We start from the raw sequence: 18,314 nt of genomic DNA on the forward strand, positions 1-18,314 counted from the left end.
CATAAAAAAGTGTTCAGAGCTTGGAACTTATTTATGGTTGCATCATCTCTAATTTTGAAACAGTGTTAACGGCTATAACCAAATCGGGGAATGGCCAGGACAGGGATCATGCGATGACCTGCAATTGGCTGAAATGGACTGCGTTGTATGGAACACAGCATATATAAGTATATTTTGCGACACAGCAAAAAGCAGCAGATTATTCTGACACTTATGTCATTCGCTTCCTTCCCGTTTCTCTACTACTATCTCGAACTCCCCAAAATCATCATCGATCAGGCAATTCAGGCAAAAGACATTCTGTTCCCCGTTGAAGTCCTTGGCTTTGAAATTGATCAAAAAGAATTTTTATATGTTTCGGTCAGTGCCTTTTTGTTGCTGGTCATTATCAATCAATGTTTTAAATACGCCATCAACGTGTATCAGGGTGTCACCGGCGAAAGAATGCTACGCCGATTGCGCTATGAATTATACAGTCGCATTCTGAGATTTCCCCTGCCGACTTTCCGCAAAAAAAGCTCGGGGGAAATCATTCCCATGATCACGGCCGAGGTTGAGCCGCTGGGTGGTTTCATTGGTGAAGCCTTTGCGCTCCCCGCTTTTCAAGGCGGGTACCTGATTGTCATCATGAGTTTTCTGCTAGTGCAAAATGTTTATATGGCTCTCGCAGCAATTGCCCTGTATCCCGCGCAGGCCTATTTCATTCCCAAGCTACAGAAGAAAGTCAACCAACTGGGTAAGGAAAGGGTGCGCCTGGTTCGCGTCCTGTCTGATCAGATCGGCGAAACTGTCGCCGCTGTACAGGAAATTCACGTCCATGACGGCTCCAATTATCTTCGCGCAAGCTTCACGTATCAGCTGGGTCGGATCTTCAAAGTCAGGTACCGGATTTACCTGCTGAAATTCATCATCAAATTCCTCAACAACTTCATTCAGCAACTGGGACCATTTTTCTTCTACGCGCTTGGCGGCACGATGGTTATCAATGGTAATCTTGAAATCGGTACGCTGGTTGCGGCGATTTCCGCCCATAAGGAGATGGCCGCCCCCTGGAAAGAACTGCTCTCTTATTACCAGCGCCGTGAGGATGCCCGGATCAAGTATGAACAGGTCGTCGAACAGTTTGAGCCAGCTGGAATGCGCGATGAAAGCAACCAGCTTGTCGAGCCTGAAGAAATTCCGCAGCTGAAAGGTGAGTTGGTTGCCAGCAACATTGTTCTTTCTGACGATACGGGCTCGGCCCAGCTGGAAGGCCTGAACCTAAAACTGGCCCTCGACAAACGGGTTGCCATTGTTGGACAGGCAGGCTCCGGCCGTGAAGCATTGACACAGGTTTTATCCCGTCTCATTGATCCTGACCGCGGCAAAGTAACTGTTGGAAATCTTGATTTTTCCGAAGCATCGGAAGCCGTTATCGGACGGAGAATTTCCTATCTGGGCCAAAGTGGCTATGTGTTTAACACCACCATTGGCGAAAATCTGTTTTTCAGCTTAAAGCACCGCCCCTTGCGCGAGGTCCTGTTTGAAGGGGAAGAGCAAGAATTTCGTGAAGAAGATGTCAAAGAAATTCTGTTAACAGGAAACTCACCGGATGATTTTGGTGCCGACTGGATCGACTTCGAAAGTGCGAATGTTGAAGATCTGAAAGGGTTGCATGATCGGGCGATTGACGTCCTGCACATGGTTGATCTGGGAGAAGATGTTTATCAATTCGGCCTGAGAAGCACCCTCGACCCGATAGAAGATCCGGAGATTGCCCAACTGATCCTTGGGGCAAGAAAACGTTTTTATGAAAAGCTGACTGCGGATACGGCATTTGCAAATCTGGTCGAAGCCTTCTCCAAGGAAAAATACAATACCAATGCCACGCTTGGCGAAAACCTGTTATTCGGAACCCCGGTTGATAGTGCCTTCGATATGGAACGCCTTGCTGAGAACTCTTATGTCCAACAGGTCATTGACGATGCTGACCTGACAGACTCGTTTTTGAAAATGGGCTTTCAGGTCGCTTCCCTGATGGTTGAATTGTTTGCTGACCTGCCTCCTGATCATGAATTTTTCCAACTTTATGGATTTATTTCCTCCGACGAATTGCCAGAATATCAGGCTATTCTCAGCCGTGTGAACGCTGACAACCTGCACCAACTGCGCGAAGAAGACCGGCTCCGTTTTATGTCATTGCCGTTCAAAGTGATCCCTTCAAGGCATCGCTTGGGTGTTGTTACAGATGAAATTCAGGAAAAAATTGTCGAAGCCAGAAAACAGTTCGTTGACCATCTGCCAGAAGATCTACAGGGCAGCATCGCGTTTTTTGACGAAAACACCTATAATGCGGCTGCTAATATTCAGGATAATATCCTGTTTGGCAAAATCTCTTACGGCTTTGCACAGGCGGCTGAAAAAATTGGTGGCCTGCTGGCGGCCGTGGTTGATGAAATGGAACTGAAACGGACGATCATTAAAGTGGGTCTGGATTTCAGGGTTGGTGCTGGCGGGGCCCGGCTAAATGAAAATCAAAGACAAAAATTGTGTATTGCCCGAGCCATTCTAAAACGACCAGATATTCTGGTTCTCAGTCAGGCAACAGCAACGTTCGACAACCGCACCCAGCAACGCATCACTGAAAATATTCTGTCAGAATTTGAAGGTCGTTCAGTTATCTGGTCGATTGAAAAACCTGAAATGGCCTATCTGTTTGATCATATAGTTGTCATCAATGGCGGGGTAATTACGGAATCTGGAAATTTTGATCACCTTCAGAAGAACGGCGAGCAATTCAAACTGCTCAGTGCCTGACGAACATTTATAGGAGAGAGAACCGGTGGACTTAAGAGAAGAGGTGGAAACCCTACGACAGATACCTTTGTTCGCAAAAGCAGACCCCTCGAAAGTGAAACTGCTTGCCTTCACCTCGGAACGGGTCATTTTCCAGGCCGGTGATTTTGTCTGTCAGCAAGGTGAAATGGGGGAAGCTGCCTATGTTATCATGAACGGCAAAGCGGACGTCGTGGTCAATACGCCATCCGGTCCGATCACGGTTGCGACAATGAAAAAGAATGATGTGGTCGGAGAAATTTCCATCCTGATCAATATTCCCAGAACAGCAACGATCAAAGCTGCGTCCGAACTGACCACCCTAAAAATTACGAAAGACCAGTTTCTTCGGATGATTACAGAGTTCCCTGAAATGTCGATCGAAATGATGCGTGTTCTGGCGGAACGACTGGTCCGCACAACAGAAGAGCTGCAAAAAGCCAAAGAAAGCCTGCAAAAATACGATGGCGAAGACTAAGTGTCCGTGATTTTTCCCTCTGCCATCAAGAAGTATTAAAATGTCTCTGCCTAACTGGCTGTCAGCCTTTGCCATCTATCGGGATCCCCGCGTTCTGGCGATCCTGTTCCTTGGTTTTTCATCCGGCCTTCCCCTTGCCCTGACCGGGACAACTTTATCTTTGTGGTTACGCGAAGAGGGAACTGCTCTTACGGCCATTGGTTTTCTGTCGAGCGTCGGCACCCCCTATGCCCTCAAATTCCTGTGGGCACCGCTGATTGATAAACTTCCTTTGCCCGTTTTGGGGCCGCTTTTAGGGCGGCGAAGAAGCTGGATGATCCTGACACAGATCTGTCTGATCCTTTCTATCGTCGGGCTGGGTTTGACCAGCCCGTCCGAAAATATTCTTCTGACCGCCAGTCTGGCTTTTCTGGTCGCCTTTTCATCGGCCAGTCAGGATATTGTCATCGATGCCTACCGGGTCGAGATATGTGATGAGCGCAGTATGGCGGCCGGTGCCGCGGCTATTGTTTTTGGCTATCGTATCGGAATGCTGGTGTCAGGTGCCGGGGCTCTTTATCTAGCGACGACAGTCAGCTGGTCGATCACCTTCACCATCATGGCAGCCTTCGTTCTTGTTGGCGTGATCACCATTTTGATGTCCCGCGAACCTGAAACACATAAAGCTTTGACGACCGTTCAGTTTGAGCCCGGAAGCCGCCGGCTTGCTGCCTATAAAAAATGGATTGTCGACGCGGTAGTCAAACCGTTAAGCGAATTCATGTCACGGCCAGGCTGGATACCCATTTTACTCTTTGTCATGCTGTATAAATTCGGGGACAGCCTTGCTGGCGTCATGAGCACACCGTTTTTTTACGATCTGGGTTTCACCAAGATCGACATTGCGAATGTCAGTAAAGTTTATGGCACGATCGCAACTTTTGCCGGGCTGGCCCTTGGGGGCTGGTTAATGGCAGCGACCGGCCTCTACAAAACCCTCTGGGTCTGCGGGTTTCTTCAGCTTTTCTCAAACCTGATGTTTGCTGTTCAGGCTCTAGCGGGCAATGACATTACTGTATTATCCTTAACGGTTGGGATTGAGAATTTGGCGGGCGGCATGGGAACAGCCGCGTTCGTCGCCTACCTTTCAAGCCTGTGCAACATCTCCTACACCGCCACACAATACGCTTTGCTTTCTTCATTCATGGCGACCGCGCGCATCTGGTTTTCAAGTCCGGGCGGCTGGCTTGCTGAACAATTCGGCTGGGTTGAGTTTTTTCTAATAACAACACTAGCGGCGATCCCCGGCTTATTGTTATTATGGTGGCTTACAAAAGAAGGTCATACGACAAGACCGGAAACGGCCATTAAAGAGCCGCTACAATAAAGAGATCCTGAAAGGATCCGGGGGGACACATGAATATCGCTAACTTTTTAGTTCGAACAGCCGTGACTTTTCCAGACCATGCGGCTTTGGCCCACGGAAAAGAAATAGTCGCAACCTATCGCCAATTTGCCGATCAGGTTGCGGCACTCGCTTATGGATTAAGGCACAGCAAAGGTCTTCAAAAAGGGGACCGGGTTGCCTTGATTATGAAAAACCATCCACAATACTGGGTTTCAGTATTTGCTGTTTGGCATGCAGGCCTTGTTGCGGTTCCAGTGAACGCAAAACTCCATATCAGTGAATTCGCCTATATTCTGGAAAATTCCGAAGCCCGCCTGTGTATTGCGACACCCGAATTGGCCAGCACGCTGGCCCCCCTTGGTTCTGATACACCCGTTCTTGATATCACTGACCCAGACTATGCCGCTTTATGTGCAGGACCCGCGCTGCCTCTTGAAGATGCGGCGCCTAATGATCTGGCATGGTTATTTTATACATCTGGCACAACAGGCAAGCCCAAGGGCGCCATGCTGAGCCATAGAAATATTCTTAGCTGCACGACCAGCTATTTTTCCGATGTGACCCCGATTAATCCGGGTGACGCCGTCATCCATGCAGCGCCGCAAACCCATGGATCGGGCATATACGGTATTCCACTTGTTGCCAAAGCCGGTATACAGGTAACGCCGGAAAGCGGTGGCTTTGATCCCGCCGAAACACTGGACCTGATTGCCCATTATCCCAATTCCTGCTTCTTCTTTGCCCCGACGATGATCCACCGCCTGATCGGCAGTAACGCTTTTGCAGGAGCAAATACGGAAAATATCAAGCTGATCGTCTATGGCGGCGGGCCTATGTATGAGGCTGATATTCGACGCGCGTTGGACGCCATTGGCCCTAAATTCTGTCAGATATACGGACAGGGCGAAGCGCCCATGACCATCACTGTCCTGACCCAATGGGAACTCAGCGAGAATCACAACCATCCAAGGCGGGCAGAAAGATTGGCCTCCGTCGGTACCGAACGCACCGATGTGGAGGTTCGGATTGTCGATGAAGAAGGCCGCCCCTGCTCCCCCGGTACTGTTGGCGAAATCATCGTGCGCGGCGATGTAGTGATGCTGGGATACTGGAAAAATGAGGAAGCGACCCGGGATACCGTTCGAGACGGCTGGCTTTATACCGGCGATATGGGATGCTTTGACGAAGATGGCTTTGTTACGTTGAAAGACCGATCAAAAGACCTGATTATCTCCGGCGGCACGAACATCTATCCACGAGAGATCGAAGAAGTCCTGCTCACCCATCCCAAAATCGACGAAGTGTCTGTCGTCGGTCGCCGTCATCCCGACTGGGGAGAAGAAGCCGTTGCGTTCCTTGTTTTGGCAAAAGGCGCGTCTGTTGATCCGCAAACGCTGGACGCCTTTTGCAACGAGCACATGGCTCGCTTCAAGCGACCCAAAGAATATTTCATGCTCGAAGCATTACCCAAAAACAATTATGGAAAGGTCCTTAAAACAGACCTTCGCAAAAGGTTAGAAAACTAACGGATCCTGGGCCGATTAATCTGATAGTCCAGATGCGTGCGAACAGCAGGCCATTCATTTTCAATAATGCTGTAAACACATGTATCCCGCCGGGATCCGTCCGGCAGGATCATGTGGTTGCGCAGGATACCATCCAGTTTAGCGCCCAGCCGTTCGATCGCAGCACGACTTTGCTTGTTAAAGAAATGGGTCCGAAACTCAACGGCCCCGGCCCCCAGTGTTTCAAAGGCATGAGCGAGCAATAACCGTTTGGCGTGGGTGTTCAGTCCGGAACGCTGAACGGATTTCCGATACCAGGTTGACCCGATCTCCACCCGCCGGTTAGCCTCATCAATGTTCATGTAGGTTGTCATCCCGACCACTTTTCCGCTTTCTGTCTGGGCAATGGAAAAGGGCATCATTGTCCCCGCCTCGCGCAACCCCAGCCGCCTGTCGATTTCTGTTCGCATCGTGTGAGGATCCGGAATACTGGTATACCAAAGCGTCCAAAGGTCTCCGTCCTGTGTGGCTTCGACAAGATCATCATGGTGATCGTGGGACAAAGGCATCAACGAGACACGCGCGTCCGATAACGTCACAGGGTGTATCCAAGGCATGGTATTTTCCTAAAAAACAGACATCCGTTGCCTGTGTTTAAAAAGGATTGCCCCGCCGCGAAAGAGCCAATTGACAACTTCATACAGTGCCAAAAAAAAAGCCGCCCTTTCGAGGCGGCTTTTCAAAAGCATCAAATTGATCTGCGGATTTACTGACCAGCCTCATGTGCAGCCAGCGCGGCCATACTAACAAGATCAGAAACCGTCGCACCAATCGGCACAATCTGCACCGGCTTGGACAAACCAACCAGCAGCGGTCCAATAACTTCGGTATCGCCAAGCACTGGCATCAGTTTGGATGTAATATGCGCAGAATGCAGACCCGGCATAATCAAGACATTCGCCGGACCAGACAGGCGGCAGAACGGATAAAGCGCCATGATATCGGGGTTCAACGCCACATCTGCGGACATTTCACCATCATATTCAAAATCCAGTTCTTCCTGATCAAGCATCCGAACGGCCTCCCGGATTTGTTCAGAAGTCACATGGGCTGGATTGCCAAAGTTTGAATAAGACAGTAAGGCAACCCGCGGCTCATGACCAAGCCTGCGCGCAACTTCCGCTGTTTCTTTGGTAATTTTTACAAGCTCGCTTGCATCGGGCAGGGTTGTTACAGCTGTATCGGCAATAAAAACCGTTCTATCCCGGCCAACCGCAATGGATACACCAATAGTATTCTGACCTTCTTTTGCATCGATAACTTTACGAACATCTTTATACGCGCCAGAGAAACGACGGGTTACGCCCGTTACCATGGCGTCGGCATCCCCAAGGGCAACCATGCAGGCACCAAAAATATTCCGATCCCGGTTCACCAGTCGCACGCAATCCCGGAAGATATAACCTTTACGCTGCAAACGCTTGTAGAGAAAATCGTGATATTTCTCGCGATCTTCCATTTCACGGGCATTGTAAATCTCGACACCTTCTAGGCTGTCGATTCCTATTTCCGACATGGTTTCTTCGATAAACTTTTTACGGCCAATCAAAATAGGAACACCATATCCGGCTTTTTGGAATTCAATGGCGGCCCGGATAACCTTTTCTTCCTCACCTTCCGCGAAAACCACACGGCGCGGCGCGGCGCGAACTTCATCCATGATCAACTGCAACGATCCGGCGGTTGGATCCAGTCGTGCCCGCAGAATGTTACGATAGGCTGTTTCATCAATGATCGGCTTGCGGGCAACGCCACTATCCATCGCCGCTTTGGCAACCGCTGTTGGCACATGCGTAATCAGACGCGGATCAAACGGCACAGGAATGATATAATTTGGACCATAAACGGGCCGGTTTCCCTTGTAAGCAGCGGCCACTTCATCCGGCACATCTTCGCGCGCCAGTTCTGCAATGGCTTCGGCGGCTGCAATTTTCATTTCTTCATTGATGGTTGTTGCACGCACGTCCAACGCCCCCCTGAAGATATACGGAAAACCCAGCACATTGTTTACCTGATTGGGATAATCAGAGCGTCCTGTTGCAACAATTGCATCCCCCCGCACTTCAGCAATTTCTTCCGGGCGGATTTCCGGATCAGGATTAGCCATGGCAAAGATAATCGGTTTGGCTGCCATTTCCTTGACCATTTCCTTAGACACCGCATCCTTGACGGACAGGCCCAGGAAGACATCAGCACCGACCATTGCTTCTTCAAGCGTCCGCGCTTCTGTTTCAACAGCATGGGCCGATTTCCACTGGTTCATGCCGATTTCACGGCCTTTGTAAATCACACCCTTGGTATCACACAGGATGGCTTTATCATGCGGCAAGCCCATCGCCTTGATCAATTCAAGGCAGGCAATCGCAGCGGCGCCTGCGCCATTTACGACAACTTTGGTATTTTTTATATCACGGCCCGTCAGGTCCAGCGCGTTAATCACTCCGGCCGCACAGATAATTGCTGTTCCGTGCTGATCATCATGAAAAACGGGAATATCCATTTCTTCGCGCAAACGCTGTTCAATGATGAAACATTCGGGGGCTTTGATATCCTCTAGATTTATGCCGCCAAAACTTGGGCCCATCAAGCGGACGCAGTTAACGAATTCATCCACATCTTCTGTATCCAGCTCCAGATCAAAACAATCCAGATCGGCAAAGCGTTTGAAAAGAACCGCTTTCCCTTCCATCACGGGTTTAGAGCCAAGGGCCCCCAGATTACCAAGACCCAGAACAGCCGTTCCGTTCGAGATAACCGCAACCCGGTTTCCTTTGGTTGTAAAATCGTAAACAGTATCCGGGTCTTCTGCTATGGCCAGACAGGGTGCCGCGACCCCCGGAGAATAGGCAAGTGATAAATCATGTTGGGTTGCAACGGCTTTGGTCGCAACAATCTCTAACTTACCTGGTTTACCTTGCGCATGATATCGCAGCGCTTCGTCATATTGGCTGGAATCCCGCTTGTCACTCATTTCACTGTTTCCTCAGTTTCTTTCTTGTCCCGGCGACCAAACTCTCCGTTAAAAAAAATTTCTGACAAATGAGTTGGCAAAACCGGCGTCTATGATAGTTTTCATTCATGCCTACAGTAGTAAAAACAAAGTCGCAACAGAATAAGTCTGTCACGCCCATGATGGCGCAATATTTAGCAATAAAGGAAGGCTATCCTGATAGCCTTCTTTTTTATCGCATGGGTGATTTCTATGAGCTGTTTTTCAAAGACGCTGAAATTGCGTCGGCGGCCCTTGACATAGCCCTGACCAAACGCGGAAAGCATGACGGGCTGGACATACCGATGTGTGGGGTTCCAGTTCATTCAGCAGATGGGTATCTTCAACGCCTGATCCGCAAAGGCCACCGGGTGGCCGTTGCCGAACAGACGGAAAGCCCGGCCGAAGCAAAAAAACGGGGTCACAAATCCGTTGTGGCCCGCGATGTGGTGAGGCTGGTCACGCCAGGCACAATTACAGAAGACAATCTTCTAGATGCCCGCTCTCATAACTTTCTCGCGTCCGTTGCGCGGGTCGGAAAAGATCACGCTCTTGCCTGGGCGGATATGTCGACCGGCGAATTTTTTTACAGCACTGTCGCGGAACTGGACATCCAGACGGAACTGGCCCGCCTGATGCCGGGTGAAATCCTGTTATCGGATAAATGGCTCGACGATGCTCAACTCGGCCCTGTTTTTGAAGATTGGGACAAAGAACTGACTCCCCTTCCCTCGGTCCGTTTTGACAGCCAGAATGGGGAACGGCGGCTGAAGGCCCTTTTCAAAGTTTCTGCGCTGGATGCTTTTGGCCATTTTAACCGGGCTGAACTTGCCGCCTGCGGGGCGCTGGTTGATTATGTCGAGCTCACCCAAAAAGGCAAATTTCCGCACATCAAAGCCCCTTTAAAGCAGGCATCAACCGATGTTATGTCCATTGATGGGGCAACCCGCCGCAATCTGGAACTGACCCGTACCATGAACGGCGAGCGGCAGGGTAGTCTGCTGTGGGTTATTGACCGAACCATCACAGGGGCCGGCGCCCGCAGGCTGGGTGCTGATTTGTCCAGTCCGCTTACCCGGCCCGATGATATTTATTACCGGCTGGAAATGACGGATTATTTTGTCCGCGACAATGCCCGGCGCGAAGCACTGCGCACGATCCTGCGCCGATGCCCCGATATGGAACGCGCCCTCAGCCGATTGTCGCTTGGACGCGGCGGCCCCCGTGATATGGCGGCTGTTCGGGATGGGCTTGCTGAAACGGCCAACCTTCGTGCGACGTTGAGCCAACTGGATATCGATACTGAACGCCGGGGAATTGACGCTGCGGCAGAACAGCTTGGCTTTCACGCTGATCTTGTTGACGAACTGACCCGGGCCCTGTCTGCAGATTTGCCCCTTCTCGCCCGCGATGGCGGCTTTATTGCCAAGGGCTACAGGCTCGATCTGGACGAACTAAAGGCGCTGCGCGATGAAAGCCGGCGACATATTGCCAACCTTCAGGCTAACTATGCCGCCAAAGCAAACGTTCCCTCGCTTAAGGTCAAACATAACAATGTTCTGGGTTATTTTATCGAGGTTACGCCTCGGTTTGCTGACAATATGGGCGACGATTTTATTCATCGTCAAACCATGGCCAACGCCATCCGCTATACAACGGTGGAGCTGGGAGAACTTGAAGATAAGATCTCGCGGGCGGCAGAACGGGCGCTTGCCCTTGAAATGGAACTGTACGACAGCTTGAACCAGACTATTCTTGCCCATGCGAGCAAGATCCTGTCTGCGGCTGAAGCCATGGCTTCGTTAGATGTTGCGGCAAGCCATGCGGAACTTGCCGTAGAAAAAAATTACAGTCGGCCGCTGATTGATGACAGCCTGAAGTTCGATATTGAAGGTGGCCGTCACCCCGTTGTTGAAGCTGCCCTTGAAGCCGGCAATGAAGGTAAATTTATCGCCAATGACTGTAGCCTGAGCGATGATCACCGATTATGGCTTTTAACCGGTCCGAACATGGCGGGTAAAAGTACCTTTTTGAGGCAGAATGCCCTGATTGCCGTGCTTGCCCAAATTGGTGCCTACGTCCCTGCCGAAAAGACCCATATTGGGGTTGTTGATCGATTATTCAGCCGTGTGGGAGCTGCTGATGATCTGGCGCGCGGGCGTTCGACCTTCATGGTCGAAATGGTGGAAACCGCTGCCATTCTCAATCAGGCCGGTGAACGCGCCTTGGTTATTCTGGATGAAATTGGCCGCGGTACTGCCACGTTTGACGGCCTGTCCATTGCGTGGGCCACGGTGGAAAATCTCCATGACATTAATAAATGCCGCGGACTGTTTGCCACCCACTATCATGAATTGACAGCCCTTTCCGCCAAATTACCGGCATTGTCCAATCATTGTATGCTGGTCCGGGAATGGAAAGGTGATGTGATTTTTCTACATGAAGTAGGTCAAGGGTCTGCTGATCGGTCGTATGGTATTCAGGTTGCAAAACTGGCGGGTTTGCCCAAAGCCGTTGTCAAACGCGCAGAAAGCGTTCTCAGCCATCTTGAAGAGAAAGACCAGAATTCAGCAACAACCCGTCTTGCCAATGATCTGCCACTATTTGCAGCTGTTGTTGAAGAAGTGTCTCAACCGGCCTCATCCAACGGTCCTTCTGATGTTGAGGAAAAACTGAAAGAGATCAGCATTGACGATCTTTCCCCGCGAGAGGCGCAGACCTTACTTTATGAATTAAAAGGACTTTTACCGCCCGAATAACGCAGCGCAACATAAAGATGACAAATTATCAATTTGCCTTTAATCTGCGTTTATCAGTCAGATAAATACAATAAAAAAGAAAATGGGAGTATCCTGATGTTTGATTTAACCGGGAAAAATGTTGTTATCACAGGGTCCAGTAAAGGGATCGGAAAATCAATTGCACATCAGATGGCGCTAGCCGGTGCAAAAGTCACGATTTCCAGCCGGAAAGCAGATGTCTGCGAAGAAGTCGCCAAAGAAATCAATACCAGCCTTCCCGATGGATGCGCCGGAAGTGCGATCGTCATTCCCGTAAACATTAACTCGAAGGAAAGCCTTCAGAACCTGGTTGACGAAGCGCACGAGAAAATGGGCCAGATCGATGTTCTGGTGTGTAATGCAGCCCTGAACCCGTACTTCGGACCAGCAATGGATTGCCCGGATGATGCGTTTGACAAAATTATGAGCGCCAATATCAAATCAAACCATTGGCTTTGTAATATGGTCTTGCCGGAAATGAAGGCGCGCAAAGACGGTGCCATCATTATTGTCTCCTCTATCGGTGGATTGAAAGGTTCTGCGGAATTGGGGGCTTATTGCATCTCCAAGGCCGCTGATATGCAGCTCGTGCGCAACCTGTCCGTAGAACATGGACCGGATAACGTGCGGATCAATGCGATTGCCCCTGGCCTCATTCGAACTGACTTTGCCCGTGCCCTTTGGGAAAATCCCGAAATCCTTAAAAAAGCGACATCCCGGGCACCCCTGAAACGGATTGGCGAACCTGAAGAAATTGCGGGTGCCGCCGTATTCATGGCGTCAAAAGCCGGAAGTTTCATGACCGGTCACACCATGGTCATAGATGGTGGTCAGACAATCGTCTAACGCGTCACCAGAATGTTATTCGCCCTGCCAGCCTTTCCCCGTTACGATAGGCTGACAGGGCAATCAAGCCCGCCATGCTGTTGAAAACAGGACCACAAAGTTGGCCGTTTGATCTTTTGAGGGCGTCATGAATTTTATTCCCGCATCCACAATCACCTGTCCCAAATGCGGACATGTTGAAACGGAAACCATGCCTGTCGATGCCTGCCAATGGTTTTACGACTGCAAGGGCTGCCAATCCCTTTTAAAACCGAAAGCTGGCGATTGCTGCGTTTTTTGCAGCTATGGTGATGTTGCCTGCCCGCCCATCCAACAGGGAAAAGACTGCTGTTAAAAAGCGCCCTTTATCATCTGATCGTGGACCAGACTGGCCGCAACAGCAAACATCATGACAGCCACAAGAAGATCCAGAAACCGTGCGCCCGCTGGATGCTTCATAAGCGGCGCCATGAGCCGCGCGCCATAGCCTAGGAAAAAGAACCAGGCAAAAGACACAAGAACCGCCCCGGCAACGAAAAACAGACGCAGATCAAACGCATAGGCCGATGCAATCCCGCCCAGCAAAATGACTGTGTCCAGATAGACATGCGGATTAAGTAATCCAAAGGCCAGCGTCAGCATGATCGCTTTTTTAACACTGGAGGTCGGTGGCTCGTCGACCGACGTATCAACCGGTTTTGGGACAAACACACGGAACAATGCCATCCCCCCGAAAATGAGCAAAAATGCTACACCGCCCCAACTTGCCAGCGTCACCAGCCAGGGCAGGGTCGCAATCAATGTCCCAAGGCCCAACGCGCCCGCCGCAATCAATGTGCCGTCAATCAACGAACAAATCAGACACACGATAAAAACCTGATCCCGTGCAATTCCCTGACGCAGAACAAATAGATTCTGGGCGCCAATGGCAATAATCAAGGCGCCGCCGAGAAGCGCGCCATTTGCGAAAGCTGCAATTGACATATATTCGTCGAAATTCCCAAAATCAGGAGGAAGTTACTGATAAACTGTCCGAATGTGATATAAAAAATCTATACAGCAACACGAAGAAGCGCAAGAATTGAAACCGAATGGATAAAGTTCCCAATCAGCGAGCCATCTTTGATCGCAAGACAATCGTCGCCCAAATCAGTAAACTGGCAGAAGAACATGACCCGCAAGGGTTTGATTTTCGTACCGCTCTTCTTCAACTGCTGAAAGATACATTGTCCAGTGGACAGGCTGAAATCAAACGTCGTTTCATGGCCAATAATAAAGGCCGTCCTTCCATGCATGCGACCTGCTTTCTGATCGACCAGTTAATCCGAACCATTTACGATGTAGCGAGTGTTCACGTATATCCATTAAACAATCCCACCTCAGAGGAAAAACTCTCTCTGTTGGCCGTAGGTGGTTATGGACGGGGCGAATTGGCACCTCATTCCGATGTTGATCTGCTTTTTCTGTTTCCGTACAAGCAAACATCATGGTGTGAACAGGTCATTGAGTTTTGCCTGTACCTTCTTTGGGATCTTGGACTGAAGGTGGGGCATTCCACCCGGACACCGGATGAATGTATCCGCCTTGCGAAAAAAGACATCACCATACAAACAGCCCTGCTGGAAGCACGGTATGTCTGGGGAGATCAGGACCTGTCCAACGAATTGCGGGAAAAGTATTTCAAAGACATTATTTCCGGCAATGGAAAGCAGTTTATCGAAGCAAAACTTGCAGAGCGCGACGAACGCCACGAACGGTTCGGAAACTCGCGATACGTCGTCGAGCCTAATATCAAAGAAGGCAAAGGCGGCCTACGAGATATCCAGACACTCTTCTGGATTGCCAAATTTATTTACAGCACGACCAGTATTCCTGAAATGCTGTCTCGCGGCGCATTTACACAGGCTGAACGGCGGCGGTTTCAGAAAGCCTCAAATTTTCTGCGCACGGTCCGCTGCCACCTGCATTACCTGACGGATCGGCCGGAAGAACGCATAACCTTCGATGTCCAAACAGAATTGGCGTCCCGGTTGGGCTATAAGGATCACGCCGGGGCGCTGGGCGTTGAACGCTTTATGAAGCACTACTTTCTGGTGGCAAAGGATGTGGGAGATCTGACCCGAATATTCTGTGCCAATCTGGAAGCAGAACAACAGAAAAAGAACCGCCTCCCCATTCCCGGGCTCGGCCTTCTAAGACGAAAGGTCAAAGGCTATTCGGCAGAAGGGGGCCGGCTAAACTTCATTTCAGAAGAAGAATTCAAGGAAGATCCGGTCAAGATCCTTGGCCTTTTCCATGTGGCCCAGCAAAAAGACTTCGATGTCCATCCGGAAGCCCTGCGCCTTATTCGTCAGAACCTGAAACTGATCAACCGAAAAGTCCGGCTCAATCCAGAAGCCAATCGATTATTTCTGGAAATGCTAACCAGTAAAAAAGATCCTGAAACGACCTTGCGGCGCCTGAGTGAAGCCGGCGTTTTCGGGCGATTTATTCCGGATTTTGGCCGTGTAATTGCACAAATGCAACATGATATGTACCATGTCTATACGGTGGACGAACATACCATTCGCGCCATTGGTATCCTTGCGCAAATCGAACAGGGCGCGCTGGCAGAAGACCATCCTCTCAGCCATCGCATTATGCCCAAAATCATTTCCAGAAATGTTTTGTTTGTTGCCGTGCTTTTGCATGACATCGCAAAAGGACGCGGCGGCGATCACTCTGTTCTGGGGGCAGAGGTTGCGGAAAAGGTCTGTCCACGCCTTGGCCTGTCCCGGTCTGAAACGGAAACAGTCGCCTGGCTGGTTCGGTACCATCTTCTTTTCAGCAATGTTGCTTTCAAGCGGGACATCGCAGACCCCAAAACAGTTGCCGACTTTGTGCAGATCGTCCAAAGCCCGGAGAGATTAAAACTCCTTCTCATTCTTACTGTTGTCGATATCCGCGCCGTCGGTCCGAATGTCTGGAATGGTTGGAAAGGACAATTACTGCGAGAGCTTTATTACGCAAGCGAAACGGCTTTGACCGGCGGCCATGTCTCTGAAGGACGGGCCGATCGGGCGCGCCACAAAAAAGAGGAATTACGGGCCGCATTGCCGAACTGGTCCGAAGAGGAAATGGACAAGCATCTGGATCGTTTTTACGAGTCTTACTGGGTTGCCACCAGTCTTGAGACTCAGATCCTCCATGCGGAAATGTTGAAGAAAGCAGATGCAGCCGGCGACACCTTAACGATCGAAGCCCATAGTGACCCATTTCGTTCCGTTACGGAAGTCACGGTTTATACAGGCGATCACCCGGGTCTGTTCGCCCGAATTGCGGCGGCCATGTCCCTGTCCGGGGCCAATTTTGTCGACGCAAAAATTCACACGACAACCGATGGCATGGCGTTGGATAGTTTTGTTGTCCAGGACCATGAAGGGGATGTGTATCGCCGCATGGACAAACTGCGGACAACGATCCGGGACACCCTGAGCGGTAAAGTAAAAGCGCATCTGGAACTGGAAAAACGCACAAAAACATCAATCCCCAGTCGAACCCGTGTCTTTAAGGCAGAACCGTCGGTTCTGGTCAATAATGTTGCCTCCAATATCCATACTGTTATTGAAGTACGCGGGCGGGACCGACCCGGTCTGCTGGCTGACTTGACCCGCACTTTGTTTACATTATCGGTTACAATTGCGTCGGCTCATATCTCCACGTTCGGTGAACGGGTGGTTGACGTTTTTTACGTGAAAGACATGTTTGGCCTTAAAATCACCAACAAAGTGAAGATAAAGAATATCGAACGCAAACTTATTCTTGCCCTTGAAGGGACAGAAAAGAAAAAGACCAGAAAAAGTAAAACCACCAGTTTGGAAAAGAATACATCGTGAGCCTCTTTCGATCTGTCGCCACCGTTGGTGGCTTTACTATGGTCAGCCGCATATTGGGCTTTACCCGTGATATCCTTGTTGCATTTGTTCTGGGCGCAGGTCCGGTTTCAGACGCGTTTTTTGTTGCGTTTCGCATTCCGAACATGTTTCGCCGCTTGGTCGCGGAAGGCGCATTTTCAGCCGCATTTGTCCCCTTGTTTTCGCGAAAACTGGAAGATGGTGATACGCAAGATGCGCTGGAATTTGCCTCCCATGCGCTCGGTTTCCTGACCGGTTTTCTGCTTATATTCTCCATCGCCTTCATGGTTTTCATGCCCTTAATCATGCAATATCTTGCGCCGGGTTTTGAAATTGGTGGCGATCGGTTTGATCTGGCCGTTACCTATACCCGCATTACATTCCCTTACCTGATTGCAATGGCGGTTGTCGCTTTGCTTGGGGGAATGTTAAACGCGATTTACCGCTTTGCGGCCATGTCGGCTGCGCCGATCCTGCTCAATATCATATTAAGCGGCCTTCTGGTCATGCAGATCCTGTTTCCCGTATACGAGGCTGGCCTGGTTCTGGCCTGGGGCGTTTCAGCCGCAGGTGTCGCCCAGGTTATCTATCTGGTCATCGCCTGCAAAAAAGAAAATATTTTCCCTCCATTGCGCAAGCCTCGATTTACCCCACAAATCAAACGCCTGTTTCAGTTAATGCTCCCCGGCCTGCTGGGGGCTGGCGTTTTACAAATCAATATTCTCGTGGGCACCATTATCGCCTCATTGCTCGCGACAGGCTCCATTTCAGCCCTTTATTATGCAGACCGGATTTACCAGTTGCCGCTCGGTGTTATCGGAATTGCCGTTGGTACGGCGTTACTGCCGATGCTGTCGCGCCAGTTACGGGCTGGCGATAACGGCCCTGCCCTCGATACCATGAACAGGGCTGTTGAACTGTCGATGCTGTTTACCCTGCCAGCCACAGCGGCATTGATGGTGATTGCAGAACCGATCGTTATTGTTCTGTTTCAACATGGCGCGTTTGATTCTGACGCCGCCCGGATCACCTCGGAAGCATTGATTGCCTTCTCGAGCGGTCTTCCCGCTTATGTGCTGACCAAAGTCTATGCGCCAGGTTTTTTTGCCCGTGAAGATACCGTAACACCGGTGGTCATTGGGGTCATTGCCATGATCATCAATGTAACCCTCAGTTTGCTACTGCTTGAAAACCTCGCCCATATCGGCATTGCACTGGCAACCTCTGTAGCAGCGTGGATGAACGCGTTAACCCTGCTGATAATGCTCAGGCGCAAAGGCCAGTACAAAGCCGACAGACGTCTTTGGCTGCGGGTCAGTGCAACGCTCTTATCCAGTGGGTGGATGGCGGCGTGCCTCTATTTCATACAACCTTTTCTGTCTCCCCTGCTTCAAGGTCCCCTTCTTCTTCAGATTGTCGGTCTGGCCGTTCTGGTCCTTGGCGGTGGTCTCGTCTTCGCGATCGCTGCCTTTCTGTTCGGCGCGGCCCAACTTTCAGACATAAAATCGATGCTCTCCCGGCAAAAAAGTACCTAGGCAGTTGACGAACGCGGAGGGCCCTGCAATAACCCGTTTTCTATTGGG

13 protein-coding genes are annotated in these 18,314 nt (G+C 50.4%); 9 read left to right on the forward strand and 4 right to left on the reverse strand.

The window, feature by feature from the left end; translation table 11 throughout:
- The first annotated feature begins 147 nt into the window (after positions 1-147).
- From OIR97_RS17730 to OIR97_RS17745, 4 genes are read left to right on the forward strand one after another with little or no spacing between them, the layout of a single operon-like run.
- Entirely contained in the window at positions 148-2,796 is a 2,649-nt protein-coding gene (locus OIR97_RS17730; RefSeq protein WP_169543534.1) for an ABC transporter transmembrane domain-containing protein, read from the forward strand.
- Between the two features lie 25 nt (positions 2,797-2,821).
- Positions 2,822-3,292 carry a cyclic nucleotide-binding domain-containing protein gene (locus OIR97_RS17735; protein ID WP_169543535.1) on the forward strand — a complete coding sequence of 157 codons (471 nt, stop codon included), beginning with the start codon at positions 2,822-2,824 and terminating at the stop codon, positions 3,290-3,292.
- Positions 3,293-3,332: 40 nt separating this feature from the next.
- Positions 3,333-4,658 carry an AmpG family muropeptide MFS transporter gene (locus OIR97_RS17740; RefSeq protein WP_169543536.1) on the forward strand — a complete coding sequence of 442 codons (1,326 nt, stop codon included), beginning with the start codon at positions 3,333-3,335 and terminating at the stop codon, positions 4,656-4,658.
- Positions 4,659-4,687: 29 nt separating this feature from the next.
- On the forward strand, positions 4,688-6,205 hold the full coding sequence (locus OIR97_RS17745) for an AMP-binding protein (protein ID WP_169543537.1): 1,518 nt from the start codon (positions 4,688-4,690) through the stop codon (positions 6,203-6,205).
- On the opposite strand, the gene OIR97_RS17750 is transcribed toward OIR97_RS17745, so the two are convergent.
- Both OIR97_RS17750 and OIR97_RS18725 read right to left on the reverse strand, forming a co-directional pair.
- A complete protein-coding gene (locus OIR97_RS17750) occupies positions 6,202-6,801 on the reverse strand; it encodes a GNAT family N-acetyltransferase (RefSeq protein ID WP_169543538.1) in 600 nt (199 codons plus the stop codon). The two genes, OIR97_RS17745 and OIR97_RS17750, sit on opposite strands and share 4 nt — an antisense overlap.
- A 149-nt stretch (positions 6,802-6,950) precedes the next feature.
- Positions 6,951-9,215 carry an NADP-dependent malic enzyme gene (locus tag OIR97_RS18725; RefSeq protein WP_169543539.1) on the reverse strand — a complete coding sequence of 755 codons (2,265 nt, stop codon included), beginning with the start codon at positions 9,213-9,215 and terminating at the stop codon, positions 6,951-6,953.
- 107 nt (positions 9,216-9,322) lie between these two features.
- Between OIR97_RS18725 and mutS the strand changes: the two genes are divergently transcribed.
- Both mutS and OIR97_RS17770 read left to right on the forward strand, forming a co-directional pair.
- Positions 9,323-11,992 carry a DNA mismatch repair protein MutS gene (gene mutS, locus OIR97_RS17765; protein WP_219821594.1) on the forward strand — a complete coding sequence of 890 codons (2,670 nt, stop codon included), beginning with the start codon at positions 9,323-9,325 and terminating at the stop codon, positions 11,990-11,992.
- A 90-nt stretch (positions 11,993-12,082) separates the two neighbouring features.
- The gene (locus OIR97_RS17770) at positions 12,083-12,859 is read left to right on the forward strand and encodes a glucose 1-dehydrogenase (RefSeq protein ID WP_169544340.1); all 777 of its coding nucleotides are present in this window, start codon (positions 12,083-12,085) and stop codon (positions 12,857-12,859) included.
- Between the two features lie 4 nt (positions 12,860-12,863).
- Here the strand turns inward: OIR97_RS17770 and OIR97_RS17775 are convergent, their stop codons facing one another.
- On the reverse strand, positions 12,864-13,097 hold the full coding sequence (locus tag OIR97_RS17775) for a hypothetical protein (protein WP_169543540.1): 234 nt from the start codon (positions 13,095-13,097) through the stop codon (positions 12,864-12,866).
- Here OIR97_RS17775 and OIR97_RS18730 point away from each other — a divergent pair.
- Positions 13,050-13,193, forward strand: coding sequence for a GDCCVxC domain-containing (seleno)protein (locus tag OIR97_RS18730; protein ID WP_323373300.1), 144 nt, complete (start codon positions 13,050-13,052; stop codon positions 13,191-13,193). The genes OIR97_RS17775 and OIR97_RS18730 overlap by 48 nt on opposite strands.
- Here the strand turns inward: OIR97_RS18730 and OIR97_RS17780 are convergent.
- Positions 13,190-13,822, reverse strand: a complete 633-nt coding sequence (locus OIR97_RS17780) for a LysE/ArgO family amino acid transporter (protein ID WP_169543541.1) — start codon at positions 13,820-13,822, stop codon at positions 13,190-13,192. The genes OIR97_RS18730 and OIR97_RS17780 overlap by 4 nt on opposite strands.
- 107 nt (positions 13,823-13,929) lie before the next feature.
- On the opposite strand from OIR97_RS17780, the gene OIR97_RS17785 reads away from it, so the two are divergent.
- Positions 13,930-16,713 (forward strand): [protein-PII] uridylyltransferase, encoded by a 2,784-nt coding sequence (locus OIR97_RS17785; protein WP_169543542.1) that lies wholly within the window; start codon positions 13,930-13,932, stop codon positions 16,711-16,713.
- A complete protein-coding gene (gene murJ, locus OIR97_RS17790; protein ID WP_169543543.1) occupies positions 16,710-18,266 on the forward strand; it encodes a murein biosynthesis integral membrane protein MurJ in 1,557 nt (518 codons plus the stop codon). The genes OIR97_RS17785 and murJ overlap by 4 nt, the downstream gene beginning before the upstream one ends.
- Positions 18,267-18,314: the final 48 nt, after the last annotated feature.

This window comes from Sneathiella aquimaris, assembly GCF_026409565.1.
Lineage (GTDB): Bacteria > Pseudomonadota > Alphaproteobacteria > Sneathiellales > Sneathiellaceae > Sneathiella > Sneathiella aquimaris.

Coding starts and splice junctions, on each gene's coding strand:
- mutS (WP_219821594.1), top strand. CDS start 9,323: ATGCCTACAGTAGTAAAAACAAAGTCGCAACAGAATAAGTCTGTCACG.
- OIR97_RS18725 (WP_169543539.1), bottom strand. CDS start 9,215: ATGAGTGACAAGCGGGATTCCAGCCAATATGACGAAGCGCTGCGATAT.
- OIR97_RS17745 (WP_169543537.1), top strand. CDS start 4,688: ATGAATATCGCTAACTTTTTAGTTCGAACAGCCGTGACTTTTCCAGAC.
- OIR97_RS18730 (WP_323373300.1), top strand. CDS start 13,050: ATGCCTGTCGATGCCTGCCAATGGTTTTACGACTGCAAGGGCTGCCAA.
- OIR97_RS17750 (WP_169543538.1), bottom strand. CDS start 6,801: ATGCCTTGGATACACCCTGTGACGTTATCGGACGCGCGTGTCTCGTTG.
- OIR97_RS17780 (WP_169543541.1), bottom strand. CDS start 13,822: ATGTCAATTGCAGCTTTCGCAAATGGCGCGCTTCTCGGCGGCGCCTTG.
- OIR97_RS17785 (WP_169543542.1), top strand. CDS start 13,930: ATGGATAAAGTTCCCAATCAGCGAGCCATCTTTGATCGCAAGACAATC.
- OIR97_RS17730 (WP_169543534.1), top strand. CDS start 148: ATGGAACACAGCATATATAAGTATATTTTGCGACACAGCAAAAAGCAG.
- OIR97_RS17740 (WP_169543536.1), top strand. CDS start 3,333: ATGTCTCTGCCTAACTGGCTGTCAGCCTTTGCCATCTATCGGGATCCC.